The 12,985-nt window shown below is 58.1% G+C and carries 13 protein-coding genes and 1 tRNA gene; 8 read left to right on the top strand and 6 right to left on the bottom strand.

Going from position 1 to position 12,985, the window contains the following annotated elements:
* Nucleotides 1-5 precede the first annotated feature (5 nt).
* Nucleotides 6-1,529, bottom strand: coding sequence for an aromatic amino acid ammonia-lyase (locus VMY05_04535; GenBank protein HUV30345.1), 1,524 nt, complete (start codon nt 1,527-1,529; stop codon nt 6-8).
* Nucleotides 1,530-1,809: 280 nt separating this feature from the next.
* On the opposite strand from VMY05_04535, the gene VMY05_04530 reads away from it, so the two are divergent.
* Complete coding sequence (locus tag VMY05_04530; protein ID HUV30344.1) at nt 1,810-2,655, top strand: exonuclease domain-containing protein; 846 nt, start codon at nt 1,810-1,812, stop codon at nt 2,653-2,655.
* 37 nt (nt 2,656-2,692) lie between these two features.
* Here VMY05_04530 and VMY05_04525 read toward each other — a convergent pair whose 3' ends face one another.
* A complete protein-coding gene (locus VMY05_04525) occupies nt 2,693-3,271 on the bottom strand; it encodes a hypothetical protein (GenBank protein ID HUV30343.1) in 579 nt (192 codons plus the stop codon).
* Nucleotides 3,262-3,834, bottom strand: coding sequence for a sigma-70 family RNA polymerase sigma factor (locus VMY05_04520; protein ID HUV30342.1), 573 nt, complete (start codon nt 3,832-3,834; stop codon nt 3,262-3,264). The genes VMY05_04525 and VMY05_04520 overlap by 10 nt, the downstream gene beginning before the upstream one ends.
* Before the next feature lie 121 nt (nt 3,835-3,955).
* Between VMY05_04520 and VMY05_04515 the strand changes: the two genes are divergently transcribed.
* Nucleotides 3,956-4,315, top strand: coding sequence for a DUF6249 domain-containing protein (locus VMY05_04515; protein ID HUV30341.1), 360 nt, complete (start codon nt 3,956-3,958; stop codon nt 4,313-4,315).
* Between the two features lie 253 nt (nt 4,316-4,568).
* Here VMY05_04515 and VMY05_04510 read toward each other — a convergent pair whose 3' ends face one another.
* From VMY05_04510 to VMY05_04500, 3 genes are all read right to left on the bottom strand, one after another.
* Nucleotides 4,569-6,335: a hypothetical protein gene (locus VMY05_04510; GenBank protein HUV30340.1), complete on the bottom strand. Its 1,767-nt coding sequence runs from the start codon at nt 6,333-6,335 to the stop codon at nt 4,569-4,571.
* Between the two features lie 161 nt (nt 6,336-6,496).
* Nucleotides 6,497-6,572: transfer RNA gene (locus VMY05_04505), tRNA-Ala, on the bottom strand.
* Nucleotides 6,573-6,625: 53 nt separating this feature from the next.
* Entirely contained in the window at nt 6,626-8,020 is a 1,395-nt protein-coding gene (locus tag VMY05_04500; GenBank protein ID HUV30339.1) for an MFS transporter, read from the bottom strand.
* Nucleotides 8,021-8,175: 155 nt separating this feature from the next.
* On the opposite strand from VMY05_04500, the gene VMY05_04495 reads away from it, so the two are divergent.
* The 6 genes from VMY05_04495 (at nt 8,176) to VMY05_04470 (ending at nt 12,965) form a co-directional block, all read left to right on the top strand.
* Nucleotides 8,176-8,751 (top strand): RNA polymerase sigma factor, encoded by a 576-nt coding sequence (locus VMY05_04495; protein HUV30338.1) that lies wholly within the window; start codon nt 8,176-8,178, stop codon nt 8,749-8,751.
* A gap of 2 nt (nt 8,752-8,753) precedes the next feature.
* Nucleotides 8,754-9,320, top strand: coding sequence for a zf-HC2 domain-containing protein (locus VMY05_04490; GenBank protein HUV30337.1), 567 nt, complete (start codon nt 8,754-8,756; stop codon nt 9,318-9,320).
* Nucleotides 9,321-9,357: 37 nt separating this feature from the next.
* Nucleotides 9,358-10,197, top strand: a complete 840-nt coding sequence (locus VMY05_04485; protein ID HUV30336.1) for a hypothetical protein — start codon at nt 9,358-9,360, stop codon at nt 10,195-10,197.
* Nucleotides 10,198-10,224: 27 nt separating this feature from the next.
* On the top strand, nt 10,225-11,406 hold the full coding sequence (locus tag VMY05_04480; GenBank protein ID HUV30335.1) for a phosphopentomutase: 1,182 nt from the start codon (nt 10,225-10,227) through the stop codon (nt 11,404-11,406).
* Between the two features lie 13 nt (nt 11,407-11,419).
* Nucleotides 11,420-12,094, top strand: a complete 675-nt coding sequence (deoC, locus tag VMY05_04475; GenBank protein HUV30334.1) for a deoxyribose-phosphate aldolase — start codon at nt 11,420-11,422, stop codon at nt 12,092-12,094.
* A 328-nt stretch (nt 12,095-12,422) separates the two neighbouring features.
* Nucleotides 12,423-12,965 (top strand): archaemetzincin family Zn-dependent metalloprotease, encoded by a 543-nt coding sequence (locus tag VMY05_04470; protein ID HUV30333.1) that lies wholly within the window; start codon nt 12,423-12,425, stop codon nt 12,963-12,965.
* Nucleotides 12,966-12,985 lie beyond the last annotated feature (20 nt).

Here is a 12,985-nt window from a genome sequence, read left to right as displayed (position 1 = left end):
CCGGCTCACTCGAGGCTGCCGACCGCCGCCTCCACTTCCTGAAGAATCTCACACGATTTGACGAGCTGCTTCATGTTCGTATGATCCGGGTACAACGGCCGGTCGATGTCAAGAAAATCAACGTGCCTGCGAATGACTTCCTTCGCTCTGGTAACGCCTTTGCCGAACGCATAGTCACGAAAGTCCAGGGCCTGCGCGGCCGCCATGAATTCTATGCCCAGGATACCGTAGGCGTTGTCCATGATCTGGAAGTTCTTGATGGCCGTGTTCATGCCCATCGAAACGAAATCCTCTTGGTCGGCGGCGGCCGGAATGGACTGTATGGATGCCGGGGCGGAGAGTATCCGCTGCTCGACGATCTGCATGTCAGCCGTATACTGGCTTAGCATCATACCGGAGAACATGCCGGCGCCCTTGGTAAGAAACGGCGGCAGGCCGACACTGAGGGCCGGATTGTTCAACCGGTTCATGCGCCGCTCCGACATCACGCTCACCATGGTGATTGCCACTCCAACCATGTCCATCGGGAGCGATACGGGCGTCCCCTGGAAGTTGGCGCCGGTGAGCTGGAGGTTCTCGTCAGGGAAGAAAACGGGATTGTCACCGACCCCGTTCAGTTCGATCTCCACCTGCGAACGGGCATACGCGAGTGCATCGTGGGCGGCTCCGATCACCTGCGGCGTTGAGCGCATCGAGTACGCATCCTGAACCTTGCACTTGATCCTGCCCGCAGCCAGGTCACCGCCTTCGGTCAGTTTACAGATAGCCCCGGCTGTCCGCATGGCCCCCCTGAACCCGCGAACCTGGTGCAACATGGGCGTGTACGGTTTCATGTTGGCCTTGAGCGCTTCCAGCGACATGGCCGCGGCGATTTCCGCCTGTTTCAGCCAGTTGTTGGCGTCATAAAGGAGCAGCCCGCTCATCGCGGTAAGCAGGTTTGAGCCGTTTATGCTGGCCAGGCCGTCCCGTGCCTTAAGCCCCGGAACCGGTATGGAGGCCCTGTCCATCGCCTCTTTGCCCTCAAGCAACTCCCCCTGGTAGTAAGCCTGGCCCTCGCCCAGCATGAGCAGTGCGATCTGTGACATGGGCGCCAGGTCGCCGGAGGCACCGACCGAGCCTTTGAGGCAGACGTAGGGCGTGACGCCCCGGTTGAGCATTTCGACCATAGTCAGTGGAATCTCGGGGCGAATGGCCGAATGCCCGCGAGCCAGGACGTTGATCCTGGATACCATGGCGCCGCGTACGTATTCGATCGGCGCCGGATCGCCGATACCGGCGGAGTGATTGTATATGAGGTACCGCTGGAAATCCTCGACCTGCTCGTCGTTTAAAACCACTTCAGAAAACTCGCCGATCCCGGTATTCACACCGTACATGATCTCCCTGGCCTGGATCTTCCTCTCCAGCATGGCCCGGCATTTCTTGATTCGTTCGACGGCCTCGGACGGCAGCTCCACCTTCTCTTCATTCCTTGCTATTCTGACCAGTTTGTCAACGGTCAGTCCGGAACCTTCCAGTATAACAGCCATGTTCAGACCCTTCTTATGTAAGTTTGTCAGAGATTTCTCGATGGTACAATACTACGATGCGAGAGTAACCATCATCGCGGTACGCGCGATGCCGGCTACTCGTCCTGCAGGCCTGAGGCGGCAAGAGAATTATACCGGTGTGAGAATGACACACACGGCCTCGGCTGGAGTTGCCGTTTCGAGCGGTACGGGATCAGCTCATCCATTGCCTTACCTCCACTCGTAAAATACGCCGCAGAAAGCAATTGTCAATCGAATTAGGATGCAGCATACTGAGCGCATGAAGTGGCAGAAGACGGATGCTGATTTTCTTCAGACCCTCGACTTCGTCGCTTTCGATACCGAAACGACCGGCCTGTGGGCTCCGGCCAACCGGATTGTCGAACTGGGAGCGGTAAAATTCCGTCTCGGCGAATACGCCTGCAACCGCTTTCAGGCCCTGGTCAACCCGGAGAGGCCGATTCCGGCTGAAACCGCCGCAATTCACGGCATCACGAACTCGATGGTGCAAAACGCGGACACCGTCGCTCCGGTTCTTGAAGAATTCATGGATTTCTGCGGTCCGGATGCAATCATGGTGGCCCACAACGCCATGTTTGACATTTTCTTTATCGGCTGTGAACTCGACCGGACCGGCCTGCCCCTGCCCGAGAACATCATTGTCGACACGGTCGATATCTTTCGGCGGTTCTGCCCCGGCCTTGACTCCTATTCCCTGCTGTCGCTGGCCCGGCAGTTCCATATCTCAAAGACCCAGAATCACCGCGCGGCTGACGACGCCGCGCTCGTCTGGAGATTGTTCCTGCATGCCTCGGAGGAGTTTCCGTACGTCTCCAATCTAAAGGCGTTCCGACGCCTCTTCACAACCTACGCCATGGCCCAGTGGCAGGGTGAAACCCGCGAACTACCCAGCGAGTATGCCGATATCCGGGTGGCTATCGACGAAAAGCGACGGCTGGAGATATCGTACCAGCGCGACAGCCAGCTGGCGCAGACGCGGGTAATACGACCCTCCCAGGTCCACTGGCACAAGTCAAACTTCTATGTCTCCGCGTATTGCGAACTGACGGAGAGCGAACGGACCTTTCGCCTCGATCGTATCAAAGAGTTCAAGCTGATCAGGTAGGCGGTTCGGGCGAAGAGACGTGCCGGCCCGGGGGCGGCTACAGGCGCTCGTATGCCCGCCTGAATACGAGCCGGTCCACGGTCGAGTACGCCAGCAGCGTTACACACACGAACAGGGCGAAAACGCCGGTCTCGGCGTTTGACGCGACGAACGCATTCAATGAGGACAGGATGTTCAGGTCGATGGAGATATCGGGCACCGAAAATCCCGGCAGGGCAAAACCGCTCCACCAGACTTTGGCCGAGAAGTACGCTCGCAGAACCACAAGGACTACGTGCCCGAGCTGGGGGGCGATGTTCCCTGACAGCAGCAGTGCAATGATGGCGGCAAATGGCGACACAATCGTGCCGAGAGAGTCCCAGAGGCGCTCGCTTACTTGCACCGGCTGCTCAAGTCGCGATGCGACCCGGTTCGTGAAGTCCGGAGAAAGCGACGGCTCCGGGATGGTGGGGATAGCCTTGTACAGATACTCGTAGTCGCGCAGAGTCTCGCGGCAAACGACACAGCCGTCAAAGTGTCCCTCGGCCAGGAGTGAGGCAACGGACGGGCGCCCGCTGCGTCTCCGTTCGTCCAGATACGCCTGGATTTCTTCCTCGGTTACATGGCCTACGCGCATAAACCCTCCCGTGCCCGTTTGGCGACTACTCTCTTCTTGAGCAGCTTTCGTGCTCGAAACAGATAGCTCTTGACAGTGCCGTCCGGCATGCCGAGAATCTCCCCAATCTCCGCGTAGCTCATCTCCTGGAGATGAAAGAGGCTCAGGATAAGCCCGTAGTGCACGGGCAGCCTGTCTATTTCTTCGCAGAGCCGTTCCGACGTCTGCCGCGACTCGGCCCATCGGTCAGGGGCCGGAGCGCTTCCCTCGCAGTCGTCGACCGTCTTTCCATCCGAAACGCAGTCTTCAAACAGCGGCACCCGTTTCCTTTCCACAAAATGAAGGCACGTGTTATAGGTGATCCGCGCTATCCAGGTCGAGAGCTTGGACTGATGGTTGAAGCTGCCAAGGTTCTCATACACCTTGATGAAGACCTCCTGACATAGGTCCTCCTGATCGGCCCGGCCACGAATCATGCGGAAGACAATGTGGCTGACCAGCCGCTTGTATCGCTCGACCAGGGCGGCAAAGGAACGTCCGTCGCCCGCCAGGATTGCCTCGATCTGCTTGCGCGTGCTGGTCATATACACCGGTCCCTGCACTTAAATAGACTCGCAGCCCGGACGAAAAGTTGCATTTTTTCTGCAACCTGGCCGAGACGCGACCGGTCAAATATGGCGAACACCTCAGCGAAAGGAGATTGCTATGATGGAAGCGCCGATCATTGTCGGAATAGTTTTCCTGTCATGCGTGGCGGTGGTCAAGATTATCTCGGACACGGTGACCAGGAAGAAACTCATCGAGAAGGGGCTGGTTGACGATCGAGTAAGACATATCTTCGGGGCATCCGAGCTTTCCGTCCTGTCAAATCTCAAGTGGGGAATGGTCCTGGTGGGAATCGGTGCGGCGGCCTTTATCGGCCAATTCCTGCCATACCGCTGGTCGGATGAAGGTACGCTGGGCTTGATCCTGATCTTCGCGGGAATCGCGTTTCTGGTCTATTATCCGATCGCTCAGAGCCGGCTCAAGAAGATAGAGGAGAAGGGAAACCAATCTGTCCGGTAGTCGTGTGCATCCCTGCTAAAGAGCACTTACGCGATTCACCAACTCCCCGACAGCCGGTCGGCGCGAACGGCTGCGGGGAGTTTTCCTGTTCCGGGGGTTCCCGTCGAGAAAGCACCGGAACTGACAGTAAGGCCGGGCCGCACAAGCGGCGGACGTCCTTTACGGTCCGGCAGCAAATACAACAGCGGGGATTGCCCTTTTTGGGCAATCCCCGCAAATCGGTCACGGCCTTCGCCGCAGGACGGGTAGCGCCTTACGGCGCGCTGCTTTCTCCAACCAGACTTACTGTGATTCCCCAGCTTTGAGGATCGCGCGGGCGCGTGTCGTTCCAGTCATTGAACGAGTGCGAACCGTCGGTCACGTAGACTACTTCGTAGGTGCCGGCATCGAGGATGACCTCGTCATCGAACATGCGGTTCTTGCGAGCGCCTCCGGCACGGCCGGTGTTGCGCCATGTCATCTCCCAGACCTCACGGTTGGTATTGTCATCGATGATCCAGCCGTAGTCAAACATCTCGTCCCGTTCCCCCTCGCCAATGGCGTATATCCGAACGCGGGAGGCCTTATCCAGCGTAAACTTGTCCCGAACCCGCTCGTTGTCCCTGACGCGCACCAGGCTGACCAAGACATTTCCGGTCCCCCTCACTTCGTCCAGCGCGACCTGTTTCAGACTGGAGCCGTCCGAGCCGGGCCCCGGATAAACGGCCAGTCCCCAGGCTCGCGGATCAAACGGGGCCGCGGCGTTCCAGTCCCGGTAAGAATGCGAACCGTCAGTCACGTACACAGCCACATAATCACCGGCCGGCAGCGTCACCACACCGTCGAACATACGGTTCTTATCGGCACCCCCGGCATGCTCGGTGTTTCGGCGCGTCATTTCCCACACTTCCTTGTGGCTGGCCGCCTCCTCAATCCATCCATAGTCGACGAATTCCCGGCTGCCGGTCGCGTACTCACCGACAGCGTACACTCTCAAGTCTGTCTCCTTATCCAGCCGGAAAGCCTGTTCGTGGAAATCATCGTCCCGGGCACGAGTCAGGTTTATCAGCGGCTCGCCGTCGCCCGACAATTCCACCAGGGCAAAAGCCGAACGGTCAAAATCGGTCCCCGGAAGCAGAGTTATTCCCCAATTGCAGGGGTCATAGGGTGGATTGACGTTGAAATCGTCATATGAGTGCGAATCATCGGTAACGAAATACAGAGCGTAATTACCCTTTTCCAGTCGTATCTCGTTGTCAAACACGCGGTTCTTTCTGCCACCGCCGGCCCGCTCCGTGCCCGAGCGATCCATTCGCCACACCTTATCGCGGGTGTCGACGTTGATAATCCAGCCGTAGTCCACCGCCGAACGGTAACCCCTGGGATGTTCGATGACCGAATAGATCCGCAAATTCATCGCCTTCTCCAGGGTAAACCCCTGTTGGATGGATTCGGAGTCGCCCAGCCGGTTGTACCGGATGAGCGCATCGGGCACGTCGCCGGTCACCGTGAAGGTCTTCACGTCACCCGGTGAGATTTCGTCCGACGAGATCCGGACGAAACAATCATCGATGAGGTCCTCGTAATCGTATGCCTCATCATCGTCATAATCACCATCGATCAGGTCCCCGAGGAAATCCAGGAGATCCTTGGACCCTCCGATGTTAATATCACCGTACCAGCCGTCACCGGCGTATAAATATAACTCGTACCTGCCCGGATCCAGCGCTTTGACCTTTTCGGCCCGGCGCAGCGCGGTTGACCCGCCTTGTTTGCCGACAAAGCGGTCCTTCATGACCCATTTCGTCTCTCGCGTATCAGAATCGAGCAACCAGGCGTAAACGGTCAGCTGGCTACCGTAGCGCGCTTGGAGACCGACCGCCTCGATCTGAACCTCCGCCGCTTTGGTGATCTCGAATCCGACTATCTCCAGCCGGCCCGGTTCGATTTGGTCGATTTCGGCCACGGTCGTCGCGGCCGCCGGCACGCTGCTCAGCCCGACGAGCAACACGCCGAGAACAAGACTAACAAGCTTATGCATTACCACTGCCCTCACTGTACATTGTCTAATGGCACAACCCTGAGATTTGAACCTCCCGTCACATTTGGTACGTGATCAATCCCCAAATGTTTCGGGACCCGAGTGGCCGAATAGTCCTGACCCATGTAGAAACCCCCGGCCTGAGGCACGGGGAGCAAAATTGGTGGAGCCAGGGAGGATCGAACTCCCGACCTCTTGACTGCCAGTCAAGCGCTCTCCCAGCTGAGCTATGGCCCCACTGCCAACTCAAAAAATAATACCTAACCTATCGGCGAGTGTCAACGAGTTTGTTAGCCCGAGCGCGCCGGTCGGGTAAGACACAGGAGCGCTCCGGCCAGGGCAAAGCCCACCGCCACGTACGTAACCGGCTGGAAACCGGCCAGAAAAGCCAGTGCGCCGTCGGCCGCTTCCCCGCTGCGACTTTCGAAAAAGGCAAACAACGTGGTGCCCAGCGCCACCCCGGTTGCAAGGCCGATATTGCGATTCGTAGCCAGAATACTGGAAGTTATTGCCCGCTGGTCCCGCGTGACTGATCCCATAAGTGCTGACGAATTAGGACTGGCAAACGAACCCACGCCCACGCCGATGATTACCAGACTGACAATGATAAGCGCAGGCGAGGTCTCCAAACCGTACTTCGACAGCAGAAACATCCCCAGCGCCTCAGTCGCAAGGCCGGCGGAAGTCAGGGCTCGAAAACCTATGCGGTCGGAAAGTCGACCGGCCAACGGAGCCAGCACGAACATGAGGATGGGAAGGATCACGAGGTACAGCCCCACCTCCCGGGGCGCCAGGCCCTTCACCCGCTCGAGATAAAAGGGTATGAGTATCATGACCCCGGACTGGCTGGTGAAATGCGCCAGCTGGGCAGCGATGGCCGTGGTAAATCGGCGGTTGCGGAATACGCCAAGTCCGATCATCGCCATGTCGGGCATCGACTCAATGCGGAGAAACAGGATCAGACCGGCCAGCGACACCGCGGCCAGGCCCCAGATCCGTGGATCGGAAAGCGACCAGCGGTTGATCATTTTCATCGTGAACACGGCCAGCACCATGCTGAACGAGAGCACAACCGCTGCCGTCAGGCGCAGTTTCTTCTCGTGCACCCGTTTGGCCAGCAGACCGAAATAGCGGAAGACAAAGAAGAGTCCTATGACTCCGACGGGCAGATTGATCAGGAAGATGAGCCGCCAGGACCAGACACCCAGCATCAAGCCGCCCAGGGGTGGCCCGGTCATAAGTCCGGCCGATACCATCATCACCATCATCCCGATCCCCTTGCCACGCTCTTCTTTTGGGAAAACGGCCGTCACCATCCCGGGTCCCAGGGCCGCGAACATTGCCGATCCCGCCCCCTGCACCACCCGCCCGAGGATCAGCAGATAGATGCTCGGGGCGACGGCACAGATCAGGGAGCCGGCTGTAAACAGGATAAAACCAAACTTGTACGCGAACGGGTATCCCCGCCGCTGCGTCCACGTGCCATACACCAGCAACAGCGATATGAGCGTCAGCGAATATGACAGGACCACCCAGGATACCAGATCAACTGAGACATCGAGATTGGCTGCGATAGTCGGAAGAGCCACGTTCACGATGGAACCGTCGAGGGTCGCCATAAAGGTTCCGAGGGCTCCGACGGCAAAAAATCTATAGCGATTGGCCTGGATCAGGTCGCGAGGCATGCCGGCTGAATGCTCATAAGTCGTTGCACAAAAAAAGATTGACAAACATCCGTGGTAACCATAACCTACCCCTCACAGTCCGTCAACCTGTTTTTCACCCGTTGCACAGGTGAGAGTCTTGCTCGTCTATATCATAGTAACAAGATCAGCAGGCAATGCCTAAGCTGATCCCTGATCTGGTCGAGAGGTTTAGCGACGGAGATGCGTCAGCGTTTGCTGAGTTGGTTAGGAGATTTTACCAGAAGATCTATTATCTGGCCTACCGGATTCTCGGCAATCACCTGGACGCTGACGAGGTCGTACAGGAAACGTTTGTTCGGGTCTACCGAAAGCGAGAGGAGTTAAGGAGTGTAACGAATTTCACCTCGTTTTTGATTCGGATCGCCACCAACTACGCCATTGACCTGTTACGCAAACAGAGGGGGCGTGGGCAGGTAAGCGACGACCCGAGTCTTCTACCGGGCGAAGTCCAGGTGGAATTGGCAAGGCGGGTCAAAACGCCGAGCGATCTGTTCGAAAACAAGGTGTTGATGGCGGAGATACGGCGTGCCCTGAATACGCTTCCCTCACGACAGAGGATAACGGCAATCCTGCACGATGTCGAAGGGTACAGCAAATCGGAGGTTGCCGGAATTCTTGAGTGCCCGGAGGCTACGGTGCGCTCTAATCTCCACATCGCGCGCACCAAACTTAAGAAAATACTGAAGAGGCGACTTGCCAAGAGAGAGTGAGAATGACATGCTGCGAAGTACGGTCGCTTCTTGAGGGTCATGTTGACGACGAACTTTCGGCCGGCGTCGGAAGGGCCGTTGAGGAGCACTTGGCCCTGTGCTCCGACTGTCGAACCGACCACGAGTCGCTTGCGAACCTCAAGAAGTTGCTGAAAAGCCAACCGAGGCCTGATCCGGGCCGCGAATACTGGCGGGAAGTGGCCAGTCTCATACTGGCCAGGACAGTGGAAGCCGAACCTCCCGCCCGGCAAGAGACGGATCGTGAGCTTACGTACATCACGCGACGGCGCTCCTTTTTCCGTTCTCTGGTGGCTGCCGCGATATCCGTCCTGATTCTGGTCAGCGCGCTTTACGTCGGCGCCAACCAGCCCCCCGGCACGGTTAAAATCTCAACCTCAGATCAGCCGGTGTTGCTGACGTCATCGCTGGCAGGGATGGTCTATTCGGTCGATACCGGTATCATCAACCGCGAGGAACGGTTGAGGTTGGCCCGGGGCATTCTCCTGCTCGGGCCGCCGGGGATTCCAGGGCGATCTTCGGGGCTCACCGACCTGCTGGCGATATGGTAAGCGAGTGCCGAATAAACGTGAGAGGAGAGCCATGCTATTGAGAAAAATAACCGCCATAATAGCCGTGCTGATCGTCGGCCTGTGCCTGCAAACGTGTGATCGCGGAGGCAAGAAGATCACCCTGCGCACCAAGTACAAACCGGGCATGAAGCTGGCCTTCGAGCAGGTGACAAGGGGAAGCGTCCTGGTCCGCTCAGGGGATTCCACCATTCACGACCGGACCAGCGAGATCACGACCGAACAGGAGTTGTACGTCCGGCGGATGGTCGATGACACCGTTGCCGAGGTGGTGGACAACAGGATCTATCACTATAAGCACTTTGACAAGGTCGACTCGTCGGCCGCCGACACAATCGAGGCCGGACCGGAGTTGGCCCTGTACATTACGCCCAGCGGCCGGGTGGTGGATTTCGAGTTCACTTCAGAGGAACACCAAGGTTCCGGGACGTACCTGAAAAACTTCTATGAACAGGGGATGCCGGTCTTCCCGGAGGGCGAGATCTCCCAGGGTTACACGTGGACACAGTCCTACAAGGTGATCTCCGAGGGCGAGGAGATGACGGCCTCGATGACATACGAGATCAAGTCCTTCGCGCGCGAACGCGGCTACGACTGCGTAGTTATCGGCTATGACGGGAATTTGATTCTGCCCATTGAAGCGAAGCCCCAGGATACGACTCAGAGGCACGGCGTCGACCGTGTAACTGCCAGGGGCGTGATCTATTTCGCGTACAAGGAAGGGTTTGTGGTACTGGAGAGAGAACGCTGGATACTCGACGGAGACCGCTACACATTGGAGAAGGGCGAGGAAAGGGCTCTCAAGGTAGCCATTGAATATGATATTGAGTACGTCCTTAAACGTTTCAAGCAAATGTGATCCCGGCGGCGGGGCGGTTCGGCAACCATGCCGTTCAATCGAGTAATCCTTATCATCATTGATGCCTGCGGCGTGGGGGCTCTTCCCGATGCCGCCGATTACGGCGATGATCACGCCGCAACTCTTCCGAATCTGGCCGGAGCGGTCGGCGGGCTGAACATGCCGAACTGCCAGAAGCTCGGACTCGGCAACATCGCGGCCATAAAAGGAATCCCGCCGGCACCGGCGCCGATTGCCTGTTTCGGGCGCATGGCGGAGAGGTCGGCCGGCAAGGATTCTACCTCGGGCCACTGGGAAATCGCGGGCCTGACCCTGGACGAACCGCTTCCGCTCTTTCATGACGGCTTTCCCGACGATCTGGTCGGGCGGTTCGAGGAGAAAGCCGGCGTCAAGACCATTGGCAACGTCGCGGCCAGCGGCACTGAGATCATTGAGCGGCTGGGGCATGAACATTTGAGCACCGGGGCGCTGATCCTGTATACATCGGCAGATTCGGTATTCCAGTTGGCCGCTCACGAAAAAGTCTGCCCCGTTGAACGCCTCTACGAAATCTGCCTGATCGCGCGCGACGTATGCCAGGGCGATTACGGCGTCGGGCGCGTTATCGCCAGACCGTTTACCGGCGAACCCGGTTTCTTCGTCCGCACTTCGCGCCGCAGGGACTTCTCGCTGCCACCTACCGGCCGGACGATCCTGGATCATCTTGCCGCCAACGGCCGTCATGTCTTCGCCGTGGGAAAGATATGGGACCTTTTCGCCGGCCACGGCATCCACGAACGGGTCAAGACCGAGAACAACACCGAGGTGATGGACGCCGTTCGGCAGATGGTTCGGTACGATCACCAGCACGAGCTTATCTTTGCCAACTGCGTTGATTTTGACCAACTCTGGGGACATCGAAACGACGCGCGCGGCTTCGCCCGGGGTCTCGAACAATTCGACGGGCGAATGGGCGAGTTGCTGCCGCTGCTGCGCGGCGACGACCTGCTGATCATCACAGCCGACCACGGCTGTGATCCGACTATGGAGACGTCCACGGATCACACGCGCGAGTACGTGCCCCTGTTGGTCTACGGCAGGTACGCGAAATCCGGCGTTGATCTGGGCACGCGCGAGACGTTTGCCGACGTGGCTGCGACGCTGGCCGGTTTATTCGGCTTCGATGTGCCCGTGACGGGACGTTCGTTCCTGAAAGACGTCAGGCAGTGAGGGAGGACCTCGCTTGAAGGATTTGTTGCCCCGGGATTTCAACTGCCGGTTCGACCACGCCGCGCTCAAATCGAGTCTCGATCAAAGCGATATCGTCACGGCATGCTGGGAAGCCGGCGAATGCAATTTATATGCCGTTGCCGTCAATCCGACATGGGTAGCCTTCGCCACACGGTTTCTCCAGAAATCACAGGTAAAGGTGTGCTCTGTGGTCGGATTCCCGCTCGGCGCTTCTCGAACTGACGTCAAGCTCATGGAGGCTGCAAAGGCGGCCGGTGACGGCGCGGTCGAGATCGATATGGTCGCCAATATCGGCTGGCTGGCCTCCGGCGAATTCAGCAGGGCCGAGGCCGAAATCAGGAAAATCCGCGACGGTCTCCCCTACAATGTCCTGCTGAAGGTCATTATTGAGGCCCCGGAACTGACCGAGAAGCAGCAACAGGACGCCACCCGGGCCGTCATTAACAGCGGCGCACAGTTTGTCAAAACGGGCACGGGCTTTTACGGCCCGGCGACCGTGGATCAGGTAAGGACTTTGCACCAGACCGCTGACGGCCGGATTCAAGTCAAGGCCGCAGGCGGGATCAAAACACTTTCACAGTGCCGGGAGCTTCTGCAGGCCGGAGCGGACCGACTCGGCTCCTCTTCATCCGTACGCATTGTCGAGGAGTGGAAATCCCAATTGTAAGCCCCGGGCCGGACGGACGGGTCGGTTCTCGCCGCGACCGGCATCCGGCGCCGTGGGCATCGCCCGGCTGCCACTTAGTCTTTTCATCGTGAGACAATTTGTTGTATTATGGGGTTGTGATGACCGAAGAACGCGGCAGGCGAAAGCGGCCTTTCATAGGCATGCACTTCAGGTGTTGCAACATATACTCTCGCATTTACCTCAACCGTGACGGGAGCGCCTTCGTGGGGTGGTGCCCCCGATGTGCGGCCAGGGCGGTGGTAAAGGTCTCGCCAACAGGTTCAAAGAGTCGCTTCTTCGTGGCAAAGAAGTGAAAACAGCGCGTCCCATGGCCATTCTGAAGCCGAAAATTGTCGTAGTCCCGCTGGGTGATGTTGACTTCATGATGGTCAACAAGCTGGCCACTCACCTCGGGCCCATATTCAATCGCTCGGTGGATATCCTCAAGGGCATGAAAATGCCCCAGGAGGGACACAACGTTGTCCGCAACCAGTACTACGCCCAGGTCGTACTCTCCAAGATAGAGCGCACCAAGGCGAACAACCGGGAAAAAGTGATTGCCATCTGCGAAGAGGACCTCTATTTACCCGATGAGAGTTACGTGATGAGTTGGGGTGATACGCTCTCGGGGACCGCCGTGGTGGCACTTTACCGGATGCGGCAGGAGTTCTACGGGCTGCCGGAGGACGAAAGCAAAATTTACCCGCGGCTTTTTAAAGAGGTGGTGCACCAACTGGGCCACTTGTTCGACCTGACGGAATGCCGAAACCCCAAGTGCGTGAACTACTTCAGCCAGATTATGCTCGACATTGACAACAAGTCGGAGAAGTTCTGCGACATATGCCGCCGCGAATTGATTCGGGTAATATAGGCCGACTCCCTGCTGACGCC

The sequence above is a fragment of the Acidobacteriota bacterium genome, assembly GCA_035529075.1.
GTDB lineage: Bacteria > Zixibacteria > MSB-5A5 > GN15 > FEB-12 > DATKXK01.
This window is presented reverse-complemented; position numbering and strand designations above follow the sequence as displayed.

What these genes read in the sequence shown, in the direction of transcription:
- VMY05_04535 (HUV30345.1), bottom strand. Translation starts at nt 1,529, where the DNA reads ATGGCTGTTATACTGGAAGGTTCCGGACTGACCGTTGACAAACTGGTC.
- VMY05_04530 (HUV30344.1), top strand. Translation starts at nt 1,810, where the DNA reads ATGAAGTGGCAGAAGACGGATGCTGATTTTCTTCAGACCCTCGACTTC.
- VMY05_04525 (HUV30343.1), bottom strand. Translation starts at nt 3,271, where the DNA reads ATGCGCGTAGGCCATGTAACCGAGGAAGAAATCCAGGCGTATCTGGAC.
- VMY05_04520 (HUV30342.1), bottom strand. Translation starts at nt 3,834, where the DNA reads ATGACCAGCACGCGCAAGCAGATCGAGGCAATCCTGGCGGGCGACGGA.
- VMY05_04515 (HUV30341.1), top strand. Translation starts at nt 3,956, where the DNA reads ATGATGGAAGCGCCGATCATTGTCGGAATAGTTTTCCTGTCATGCGTG.
- VMY05_04510 (HUV30340.1), bottom strand. Translation starts at nt 6,335, where the DNA reads ATGCATAAGCTTGTTAGTCTTGTTCTCGGCGTGTTGCTCGTCGGGCTG.
- VMY05_04500 (HUV30339.1), bottom strand. Translation starts at nt 8,020, where the DNA reads ATGCCTCGCGACCTGATCCAGGCCAATCGCTATAGATTTTTTGCCGTC.
- VMY05_04495 (HUV30338.1), top strand. Translation starts at nt 8,176, where the DNA reads ATGCCTAAGCTGATCCCTGATCTGGTCGAGAGGTTTAGCGACGGAGAT.
- VMY05_04490 (HUV30337.1), top strand. Translation starts at nt 8,754, where the DNA reads ATGACATGCTGCGAAGTACGGTCGCTTCTTGAGGGTCATGTTGACGAC.
- VMY05_04480 (HUV30335.1), top strand. Translation starts at nt 10,225, where the DNA reads ATGCCGTTCAATCGAGTAATCCTTATCATCATTGATGCCTGCGGCGTG.
- VMY05_04470 (HUV30333.1), top strand. Translation starts at nt 12,423, where the DNA reads ATGGCCATTCTGAAGCCGAAAATTGTCGTAGTCCCGCTGGGTGATGTT.